This window comes from Aldersonia kunmingensis (genome assembly GCF_001646865.1).
Lineage (GTDB): Bacteria > Actinomycetota > Actinomycetes > Mycobacteriales > Mycobacteriaceae > Aldersonia > Aldersonia kunmingensis.
In genome coordinates, this window is sequence record NZ_LRRB01000274.1 from 1 (window position 1) to 2,444 (window position 2,444).

Here is a 2,444-nt window from a genome sequence, read left to right on the forward strand (position 1 = left end):
GAAAGGCAAACTCGTCGCCTGACGATCCTGCTCGTTGGACATGGGTGTCAACCTACCGTCATATCAGTCGGTTCAAGCCCGACACGTGGAGCGACGCATCGACAGTGATGCGCGCGCAATAAGTCAGTGACCGGCAGCAGCCGGTTCCACAAGCTCCACCAGCACGCCACCGGCGTCCTTGGGGTGGATGAAGTTGATCCGCGAACCCGCGGTGCCGCCACGAGCCTCGTCGTAGAGTAGCCGAATGCCCTGGGACCGTAGAAGATCCGCGACCGTATCGATATCGGAGACTCGGTAGGCGAGCTGCTGCAGGCCAGGGCCACTGCGATCGATGAACTTGGCGATCGTCGAGTCTGCAGTCAGGGGAGCGAGTAGCTGCACCGCGGTGCCGCTCGTGCTGCCGCGCACAGACAGCATCGCCTCGTGGACGCCCTGGCTCTCGTTTACCTCGCGGTGGGTTTCAACCATGCCGAGGTGGGTGGAGTACCACTCAACGGCAGCGTCCAAATCGGGGACGGCGATACCGACATGATCGATGTCGAGGACCAGCTGGGAATCGAGTACGACGGCCGCCGCATTGGTGGCGCCGTCTGCAGAGGCGGAAAGTGTCATACCAAAAAGGTAGCGCTCTCGCGGGATGAGTTCGCGCCGGGTATCCCGTGCGCGGATACCTTCTCGGACTCGACCGAGAATTGGGTGTAAAAGGCCTGGTCGTCGGGGGTTGAGAAGGGGCCCGGCGACGCCTCTGCGATCCGGTGATTTTCATCACACGTGAGGCGCCCGGGTGCGAGCAAAGTAACTACGGCCCGTAGTAGAAATTCGGGCACAATGGGCGCATGGGAAACGTCCTCAATGTGTCCACGCCCGCGAAGCGCTTCCGCCTGGTTGCCTACTGGGAAGCGGTGACCTGGGCGATTCTGCTCGTCGCAATGTTCTTCAAGTGGGTGCTCGGGCACGAAGAGGCAATTCGGATCCCCGGCATGCTGCATGGCATCACCGGCTTCACGCTGTTCGTCATCGTGGCGCTGGTGACCGCGGTCGAACTGCGCTGGGACTGGAAGACGACGCTGCTCGCGCTGGTTTCCAGCGTTCCGCCCTTCGGCACGGTGTTTTTCGAGAAGTGGGCGGCACGCAATGGCAAGCTCGCCGAGTTGAGCACCGCGCCCGAACCGGTGCCCGCGCAGTCGTGACAAACTTGGAGCCGTGACTCGACCCGGACCGTCTCGCCGTCCCTCGCCCACCATGGCAGCCGCGATGTCGGGTGCTGTTGACCTCTCCGGTTTGAAGGAGCGCGCGCAGGCGCCGCAGCAACCGCAAGCCGGACCCGGTGGCGAGGCGCCCGCGGGCGTCGTCTTCCAGGTGACCGAGGCGAATTTCGAGTCCGCTGTACTGCAGCGCTCGACCGAGGTCCCGGTGGTCGTGGCACTCGTGTCGGGCCGCAGCCCGCAAAGCCTCGAGTTGGCTGATTCGCTGGCGCGGCTGGCGGAAGGCGACGCGGGTCAATGGGTGCTCGGTGTCGTAGAGGTCGACTCCAGCATGCGAATCGCGCAGGCCTTCGGCGTGCAGGCGATCCCGACCGTGGTCGCGGTCGCCGCGGGTCAGCCGCTCGCCGACTTCCAGGGGCCGCAGGCCGAGCCGCAGTTGCGGCAGTGGATCGACGCGGTTCTGCGCGCGGTCGAGGGCAAGCTTTCCGGTGCGCAGGGCGACGAGCCTGCCGAGGAGGAAGCGCCGGAGGACCCGCGTTTCACCGCCGCCGAGGATGCGCTCGACCAGGGCGACTTCGCCGGCGCCGAGGCCGCGTACCAGGCGATCCTCGATGTGGAGCCGGACAACGCCGAGGCGAAGGCGGCACAGCGGCAGGTGCGCTTCATGGCCCGCGCGCAGAATGTTCCGGCCGATGCGATCGCCACTGCGGATGCCGACCGGAAGAACGTTGAGGCCGCGCTTTTCGCTGCCGATGCAGAATTGCTCGGCCAGCAGCCCGAGGCCGCATTCGGGCGGTTGATCGATCTGGTCCGGGTTACTGCCGGCGACGATCGCACTCTCGTCCGGACCCGGCTGCTCGAGCTGTTCGAGCTTTTCGATCCCGCCGAGCCCTTCGTCGTCGCCGCGCGCCGCAAGCTCGCCGCGGCGCTCTACTGAGCCGCGCTCACTCGTCAGTTGTAGCGGGCGTCGCACGCGGCGCGCCCGCCGAGCACGCCTGAGCGGAACGCCTCGACGCGTGAGAAACCGCTCGGCACCGTGCGGCCTTCGGCGTCGCTGGCCGCGAGCCCATCGGTGAGCAGCCCGGACACAGCCTCGTCGAGATCGCCGGGGGACAACGTGAAATCGCCGGCGTCAGGCCCGCGCTCTGTCGCGAGGCCGGCGGTGATGACGCCCGACAGGCACGCCGTTCGCAACGCTGTCTTCGCCTCGGTGAGTGCCTGCCCGGCTTCGCGCTGCAC

At 66.7% G+C, this 2,444-nt stretch carries 3 protein-coding genes and 1 pseudogene; 2 read left to right on the top strand and 2 right to left on the bottom strand.

The window, feature by feature from the left end:
• Nucleotides 1-123: 123 nt before the first annotated feature.
• Nucleotides 124-612: a methylmalonyl-CoA epimerase gene (mce, locus tag A8G08_RS21855; RefSeq protein ID WP_068278816.1), complete on the bottom strand. Its 489-nt coding sequence runs from the start codon at nt 610-612 to the stop codon at nt 124-126.
• A gap of 224 nt (nt 613-836) precedes the next feature.
• On the opposite strand from mce, the gene A8G08_RS21860 reads away from it, so the two are divergent.
• Together A8G08_RS21860 and A8G08_RS21865 are read left to right on the top strand one after the other, a co-directional pair.
• Entirely contained in the window at nt 837-1,190 is a 354-nt protein-coding gene (locus tag A8G08_RS21860) for a DUF3817 domain-containing protein (protein WP_068278818.1), read from the top strand.
• A 64-nt stretch (nt 1,191-1,254) separates the two neighbouring features.
• The gene (locus A8G08_RS21865; RefSeq protein WP_068278822.1) at nt 1,255-2,142 is read left to right on the top strand and encodes a tetratricopeptide repeat protein; all 888 of its coding nucleotides are present in this window, start codon (nt 1,255-1,257) and stop codon (nt 2,140-2,142) included.
• Between the two features lie 14 nt (nt 2,143-2,156).
• On the opposite strand, the pseudogene A8G08_RS21870 reads toward A8G08_RS21865, so the two are convergent.
• Nucleotides 2,157-2,444, bottom strand: a pseudogene (locus A8G08_RS21870) (metallopeptidase); the annotation flags it as partial.

What these genes read in the sequence shown, in the direction of transcription:
- mce (WP_068278816.1), bottom strand. Translation starts at nt 612, where the DNA reads ATGACACTTTCCGCCTCTGCAGACGGCGCCACCAATGCGGCGGCCGTC.
- A8G08_RS21860 (WP_068278818.1), top strand. Translation starts at nt 837, where the DNA reads ATGGGAAACGTCCTCAATGTGTCCACGCCCGCGAAGCGCTTCCGCCTG.
- A8G08_RS21865 (WP_068278822.1), top strand. Translation starts at nt 1,255, where the DNA reads ATGTCGGGTGCTGTTGACCTCTCCGGTTTGAAGGAGCGCGCGCAGGCG.